Here is a 6,617-nt window from a genome sequence, read left to right on the forward strand (position 1 = left end):
CCTCCGGGGCGGACGCGGAACGGCGGGGACGCTGCGAGGAGGTTTCTGGGCGCGTGGTCATAGGGGGATCCGTTTCTTCTAGGGAAGAGTCCGTCCGGCGCGGGTATGCGCGGCCTTCGCCCCGTGAACGCCGTGATCGGCGAACAGCCTTCTTTGCCAGTGGGGGATGCCTGGACCCGGGGACGGATACAACCGGATCGTGTTTCAGTCTACGCGGGCGTCCCGGAGGGTGTCCCTAGCCGATGGCGGTGATCTGCACCATGCAAGCTGCTTCTGGGATCACTCGTTCTCGGAGCCGCGGTGGGCCTTGGCCCATGCCAGAACGTCTGCGGAACGGTAGCGCCGATGGGTTCCACGGTAGGTCACGGGGATGCTGCCTGCGTCGCTGAGGTTACGCAGATAGGTCTGTGAGATCCCCGCCAGCTTCGCGGCCTGGGCGGTGGTCAGCCACGCGTGGGCGGCGTGGATCTCGACCCCCTCGCCGTCCGCGAGCCGCCGGAGGAGTTCGATCACTGCGTCGCGGGCACCGTCTGGCAGCCGCAGGGACGTGCCGTCGACAAAGACCGAGACGTCTGCCTTGGCACTCAGAGCCTCTCCGAGGCGGGCCGCCTCTTGCGGGGGCAGCGCGGGATACGTGGATTGCCGCCCGACGGCGGTCACAGGTTGATTCATGGACACCATTGCACCGCGCGGGCTGCCAACATGCTGGGAGGCGGGGCGGAGTGGCCGTGGACTCAGGTCGGGCGAGATGCCTGCGGGTACCGTTGGGGTATGACAGAACGTAAAACATATTTGCTCGTCGATGGCGAGAATATTGATGCAACGCTGGGGAACTCCGTACTAGGCCGCCGCCCTCACTCCGATGAGCGTCCGCGGTGGAATGTGTTGCTTGAGCACTTCTCCGAGTCCTGGGGCCAGCCCGTGGTCCCGCTGTTCTTTCTGGCCGCCAACGGCGACCTCCCCATGACCTTCGTCCAGGCGCTCATCGCCATGGGGTACAAGCCCGTGCCGTTGAACGGCGAGGGCAAGGTCGTGGACATCGCCATCCAGCGCACCGCAGCGGCCCTGAAGGACCGTGAGGGCGATGTGGTCCTCGTCAGTCACGACCGTGATTTCGCCGAGCAGATGGCGGACCTGGCCGAGGACGAGGAGGAACGTCGCCTCGCCGCTGTGGGCTTCGGCGAGTTCATGGCGGGGGACCTGCGCAAGATCCCGGGCCTGGAGATCATCGACCTGGAGTACGACGTCCAGGCGTTCAAGAAGCCCCTGCCGCGCGTCCACATCATCGACATCGACGAGTTCGACCCGCTGGACTTCATCTGATCCGCTCGGAACGGTCGTTTGCACCTCCCGGCTCGGTCCGCGCCTGGACGTGTCTTCGGCGCGATACCTAGCTTCAGTCCAGTCGCCGTGATTGCGCTGAAGTCAGGTATCCAGCTGAAGTCAGGCGGGGCGGTGGTGGGAGAGAAACCTCGGCCGGAACACAAAGGTGCCCGACGGCGCGTACTCAGTACGCGCCGTCGGGCACCTTTGTGCGTGACAGAGGTCAGCCGGCGTGCTCCGCACGCCAGGCGGCGGCCTCCTGGTGTTCCTTGGCCACGATGGCGCGGTGCTCCGCACGGGCGGCCGCGTGGAAACGGCTGCGGCGCAGGAACAGGTAGCCGATCCCGAGCAGGATGAACCAGATCGGGGTAGCGATGAGGCCGGCCAGGGTGTCTGCGTCGAAGACGAAGGCCACCAACAGGAATACGAAGAACGCGAACACCACCCACGGCATCACGAGGCCACCAGGCATCTTGAACTTGGATTCGGCATGGGCCTGCGGGCGGCGCTTGCGGTGGACAAGGTAGCTCACCAGGATCAGCGTCCACACGAACATGAAGCACAGCGAGGAGATCGTGGTGACCACGGAGAAGCCCTTGGACTGGTCCAGGCCGAACACGAGCAGCACCACCGAGGCCAGCAGGAAGACACCGGAGAGGAACAGCGCGTTCTGTGGGACCTTGCGCTTGGACAGCTTGCCGAACTGTCGCGGCGCATCACCGTCGGTGGAGAGCCCGTAAAGCATGCGTGAAGTGGAATATATCCCGGAGTTGGCCGAGGAAAGGGCGGAGGTCAGCACCACCAGGTTGACCAGGTGGGCCGCGGCGCCGAGCCCGGCCAGGGAGAACAGCATGACGAAGGGCGATTCGTCGGCGCTGAACCGAGTCCAGGGGACCACGGACATCAGCACCACGAGGGAGCCGACGTAGAAGAGCAGGATGCGCACCGGGATGGCGTTGACGGCCTTGGGGAGGTTGTGCTCGGGATCCTTGGTCTCGGCCGCGGCGGTACCGACCAGTTCGATGCCGACGAACGCGAACACGGCGATCTGGAAGCCACCGACGAAGCCGATCCAGCCGCCGCCGAAGAACCCGCCGCCATGATTGAAGAGGTTCGCGAAGGAGGCTGTGGCGCCTGCGTGCTCAAATCCGGTGACGATCATGACAAGACCCACCACGATCAGTGCGGAGATCGCCACGATCTTGATCAGGGCGAACCAGAACTCGGTCTCGCCGAAGCCGCGCACCGACGGCAGGTTCAACGCCAACAGGATGCCGATCACCACCAAGGCGGTGACCCATACCGGGAAGCTGTCGGCCCAGAACTTCACGTACACGGAGGCGATCACGATGACGTCTGCAACGCCGGTGACGATCCAGCAGAACCAGTAGGTCCAGCCCACGAAGTATCCGGCCCAGGGGCCCAGGATGTCTGCTGCGAAGTCGGCGAAGTTGCGGTAGCCGCTCTTGGAGAGCAGAAGCTCCCCCATGGCTCGCATGACGAAGTAGAGCATGAAGCCGATGATCATGTAGACCAGGATCACGGCGGGACCCGCCACGGAGATGGTCTTGCCTGAGCCCATGAACAGGCCGGTGCCGATGGCGCCGCCGATCGCGATGAGCTGGATGTGGCGGTTGCTGAGGGCGCGCTCGAGCTTTGGGGCGTCGGCTGCTTCGTAGCCCGGTTCCTGACCTGGCTCGAAAGCGGGGGTGTTCTGCTGTTGACTCACGACTGCAGACCCTACTCAGTCTGTGTTTCGGCTGCGTCACTGGAGGCGATGGTGACGCGGATGAGATTCGGCACACACCGGTGTGACGTTTTCGGGAAGACCGTATATGCCGAATCTGGTATGAAAGGTCTGCGGGGAAGGTCCTGAACGCCGGTAGGCTGGACCCATGCCGTTCCGGAATCTTCGCGCCGCGTCCCTGCCTGCCAAGCTCTCCCGCTCGTGGTTGCTGGTCAACGCCCTCAAGCCGGAACTCTTCGGTCCGGCCCTGACCTCGGAGGCGGATTCCGTGGTCTTCGACATGGAGGCGCCGATCCCGCAGGACAAGAAGCAGGAGGCACGTGACAACGTGGTGAACGCGCTCTCGTCCGGCATGACCGGCTGGGTGCGCGTGAACCCGCCCACCTCCGAGCATTGGGCGGATGATCTGGCCGCTCTGAACAAGGTCCCTGGTGTGCGCGGCGTGATGCTCGCGGAGACGGAGAAGCCGGAACAGGTCACCTACACCGCCATGCGTCTGGCGGCAGGCACCCCCGTTCTCGCCCTGATCGAGAGCGCGGAGGGTATCGAGAACGCCACGGCGATCGCCTCGGCACCAGGCACGTTCCGTTTGGCCTTCGGCATCAACGATTTCCGCAAGGACACCGGTGTGGGGGACGATCCCATGGCGTTGGCCTACGCTCGCGGCCGCCTGGTGGTTGCCTCCCGCGTCGGGCGCCTGCCCGGTGCCATCGACGGCCCAAGCGCGGCCGGGGCCACGTCAGAGGACGTGAACCGAGACTGCCGCGTCACCGCGACCATGGGCATGACCGGGAAGCTGGTGCTGGACATGGGTTCTGTGGACGAAGTCAACAGGGGCCTGTCGCCGTCCACCGATGAGATGTCTTGGGCCCATGAGCTGTTGGACGCCCACGAACACGGTGCGGCCATGACAGATGGTTCCTACCTGCCGCGTCTGAAGCGTGCACAGAAGATCGCGGATCTCGCGGAGTCCTACGGCCTCTGGAACGCCTGACGTTTCAGCGCACCGGCCACCATGCGGGGAAGAGCGCCAGCATGCGGGACGCCCGCCCCTCGCTGTCCTCGTCGTCACTGTTCACCCAGTCAAGGCAGGTGCCGAGCAGAGCGCCTGCGATGAAGGCGCTGGCCTCTGCATACGGCTTCGGAACGTCCACCCCGTCCATACCCGCGAGGGTCTCCACCGCAAGCTGTGCGCGGTGATGCAGGTCCTCCTCCAGCTTGGCTAGGAGTGCTCCCTTCCACGGGGAGGCGAAGAGGGGCCGCAGGACCGGCCGCTTGCTACGAAGGTGGTCCATCAGTGCCACCGTCGCCTGCCGGTAGGCGTTGATGGCATCCGCGGTATCCACCTCCACGGTGGTGATGACATCGATGTCCTCAGCGAGGACATCGACCGCGAACTCTTCGAGGCTGTTGGCGTGGCCATAGAACGTGGTTCGGTGAACACCGGCCTCATTGCACAGCTGCGCAACGCTCACCGACGTGACTGCGTCATCCGCAGCGAGGCGGAGCAAGGCTGCTTTCAACGCCTGACGGGTACGGATCTGACGCGGATCATCTGCCACGGGGTCTCTCTTCCATTTCTGCGTTCGCGACGCAACCGATGGGAACAGCACTTCGCTGATCGCGAGCCACGAATTCTACTCGTTGTCGGGTTCTGCCACTTGCGTACTGCTGACGTTTCTATCAGACGTTCTCAGTTCATGGCGGCGCAAAACCTCATGACGACCGTTCAGTCCTGGCCGTCCTGGTCCGGTTCAGCGATATCACGCATGGTCCCGTCCTTCAGGTCATCTTGCCGGCAGAACTGCTTGATGGAATCCACCGCGGTCAACGCCTGGGCTGAACTGATGAACTCGTCGTCCAGCTCCCGCGACGTGTTCTGAATGACCCTGACCTGGTCCTCTTCACTCAGGCCCAGGTAATCACTGCATTTGGTGTCTGGCCCCAGGGCGGTCTTCGCGGTGGATGCTGACGTTGACGCGGCAGCCGGGTCGTCCTCGGATCCCGAGCACGCGGCGAGCGATGCCGTTGCGAGCAGCCCCGCGGTCAGCGCGGCGCCCAGTCGAGCGAGGTGGCGATTGCGTCGAGTGAGGCGCAGGCTCCGATGGGTGTCGAAATCGGTCATGTCAGCGGACCTCCGTGCGCTGGGAGCCGAGTCCCTCGATGGTGACCTCCACGACGTCGCCCGTCTTGAGCCAAGGATGCCGGCCGGCCTCATTGCGACGCCCTAGCGCCACACCCGCGGTGGTACCGGTCATGATGAGGTCGCCTGGCTCCAGCGTGATCATCGCGGAGAGGTACTCCACGAGATCCACTGGCGTGAAGACCAGGTCGGAGGTCGGAGCGTCCTGGACCACCTCACCGTTGACCGCCGTGGTCAGTCTGGCGCCGTCGGGGAATTCGTCTGGGGTCACCACCCATGGGCCCACGGGTGTGGAAGCCTCCCAGGCCTTGCCCTGCGTCCACTCCGAGGTTCGGCCCTGCCAGCCGCGCATGGAGACATCGTTGCCGATGGTGTACCCGCCGATCGCTGCCGCAGCAGCCTCGCCCCGCAGGCGTCGGCCGCCGGAGCCGATCACCACGGTCAGCTCGCCCTCGTAATCCAGCCGGTGGTCCTCGGGCGGCACCTCGATGGAATCGAACGGACCCGTCAGTGAGAGCGCGAACTTGGTGAAGACGGTGGGGTAGTCGGGAACCTTCTCCCCGGTCTCCTCGATGTGGCTGCGATAGTTCAGCCCGATGCAGAAGATCTTGGCCGGCCGCGTGACCACTGGCGCGTAGGCGCCGGGCTCGGGCGCTGGGAGGGTGATGCCCGACGCCACGTGCAGCGCCCCAGCGCGCGTCGCCTCCGGCTCCGCCAGGAACGTGGCAACGTCTGTGTATCCGTGCAGGGGGGAGACCGTTCCGTCCGGGTTCACCACCGCGGCGGTGGTGGCGGTGCCGGTGGTGGGATCGGTGAGACGCAGGGTGGTCAGTCGCATGCGCTCATCGAATCACATCGGGCCGGAGCTGCGCACGGGCGTTGAGCCGTGTGGCGCGGGCGCGGAAGGTGAGGTGCGCGCTGGGCCGGGGTCAGGACGTCGGGCGTTTGACGCGGGTGGCCGCGACGGCGGCTCCCGCACAGGCCACGGCCGCGACCACGTAGGCCAAGCGGCCGCCGGCGAAGACAGTGGCGGAGTGTGTGGTGTCGCCGCCGGCTCCGAGGGTCAGCGCGGCCGTCAGCACGGCGGTCCCCGTTGCTGCGGCCACCTGCTGCACGGTGTTGACGATGGCGGTCCCGTCCCCATGAAGCCGACCGGGGAGGGACGCCAACCCTGCGGTCATGAGTGCTGAGAAGATGCCGGACATGCCCAGACCGAACATGGTGGTGGCCGTGATCATCAGCCAGACCGGCATCGAGGGCCCCATGAAGCAGAGGATCAGGGCGGCGGCACATTGCAACAGCGTGGCGGGGATGGCGAGCGGGCGGGGACCGAGGGCATCGTAGATGCGTCCGAGGATGGGGGAAGCCACGACCTGGATCAGGCCCATGGGCAGCATGGCGCGC

8 protein-coding genes are annotated in these 6,617 nt (G+C 65.6%); 2 read left to right on the top strand and 6 right to left on the bottom strand.

What is annotated here, in order from left to right; genetic code table 11:
- Window positions 1-279: 279 nt before the first annotated feature.
- Window positions 280-672, bottom strand: a complete 393-nt coding sequence (locus Q0A15_RS01900) for a helix-turn-helix domain-containing protein (RefSeq protein ID WP_291277851.1) — start codon at window positions 670-672, stop codon at window positions 280-282.
- A 99-nt stretch (window positions 673-771) separates the two neighbouring features.
- On the opposite strand from Q0A15_RS01900, the gene Q0A15_RS01905 reads away from it, so the two are divergent.
- The gene (locus tag Q0A15_RS01905; protein WP_291277852.1) at window positions 772-1,323 is read left to right on the top strand and encodes a nuclease; all 552 of its coding nucleotides are present in this window, start codon (window positions 772-774) and stop codon (window positions 1,321-1,323) included.
- Between the two features lie 223 nt (window positions 1,324-1,546).
- Here Q0A15_RS01905 and Q0A15_RS01910 read toward each other — a convergent pair whose 3' ends face one another.
- The gene (locus Q0A15_RS01910; protein WP_291277858.1) at window positions 1,547-2,950 is read right to left on the bottom strand and encodes an amino acid permease; all 1,404 of its coding nucleotides are present in this window, start codon (window positions 2,948-2,950) and stop codon (window positions 1,547-1,549) included.
- A gap of 268 nt (window positions 2,951-3,218) precedes the next feature.
- Here Q0A15_RS01910 and Q0A15_RS01915 point away from each other — a divergent pair, with 268 nt between their 5' ends.
- Window positions 3,219-4,064 (top strand): CoA ester lyase, encoded by an 846-nt coding sequence (locus Q0A15_RS01915; protein ID WP_291277853.1) that lies wholly within the window; start codon window positions 3,219-3,221, stop codon window positions 4,062-4,064.
- A gap of 4 nt (window positions 4,065-4,068) precedes the next feature.
- On the opposite strand, the gene Q0A15_RS01920 is transcribed toward Q0A15_RS01915, so the two are convergent.
- The 4 genes from Q0A15_RS01920 to Q0A15_RS01935 all read right to left on the bottom strand — a co-directional run.
- The gene (locus Q0A15_RS01920; protein WP_291277854.1) at window positions 4,069-4,632 is read right to left on the bottom strand and encodes a TetR/AcrR family transcriptional regulator; all 564 of its coding nucleotides are present in this window, start codon (window positions 4,630-4,632) and stop codon (window positions 4,069-4,071) included.
- 167 nt (window positions 4,633-4,799) lie between these two features.
- The gene (locus Q0A15_RS01925; protein ID WP_291277855.1) at window positions 4,800-5,195 is read right to left on the bottom strand and encodes a hypothetical protein; all 396 of its coding nucleotides are present in this window, start codon (window positions 5,193-5,195) and stop codon (window positions 4,800-4,802) included.
- Window position 5,196: 1 nt separating this feature from the next.
- The gene (locus Q0A15_RS01930) at window positions 5,197-6,051 is read right to left on the bottom strand and encodes a fumarylacetoacetate hydrolase family protein (protein WP_291277856.1); all 855 of its coding nucleotides are present in this window, start codon (window positions 6,049-6,051) and stop codon (window positions 5,197-5,199) included.
- A gap of 91 nt (window positions 6,052-6,142) precedes the next feature.
- Window positions 6,143-6,617: MFS transporter (locus Q0A15_RS01935; protein ID WP_291277857.1), on the bottom strand; the 475-nt coding region annotated here is incomplete at its 5' end.

The sequence above is a fragment of the Galactobacter sp. genome, from assembly GCF_022712295.1.
Classification (GTDB): Bacteria; Actinomycetota; Actinomycetes; order Actinomycetales; family Micrococcaceae; genus Galactobacter.

Coding starts and splice junctions, on each gene's coding strand:
- Q0A15_RS01930 (WP_291277856.1), bottom strand. CDS start 6,051: ATGCGACTGACCACCCTGCGTCTCACCGATCCCACCACCGGCACCGCC.
- Q0A15_RS01925 (WP_291277855.1), bottom strand. CDS start 5,195: ATGACCGATTTCGACACCCATCGGAGCCTGCGCCTCACTCGACGCAAT.
- Q0A15_RS01915 (WP_291277853.1), top strand. CDS start 3,219: ATGCCGTTCCGGAATCTTCGCGCCGCGTCCCTGCCTGCCAAGCTCTCC.
- Q0A15_RS01905 (WP_291277852.1), top strand. CDS start 772: ATGACAGAACGTAAAACATATTTGCTCGTCGATGGCGAGAATATTGAT.
- Q0A15_RS01900 (WP_291277851.1), bottom strand. CDS start 672: ATGAATCAACCTGTGACCGCCGTCGGGCGGCAATCCACGTATCCCGCG.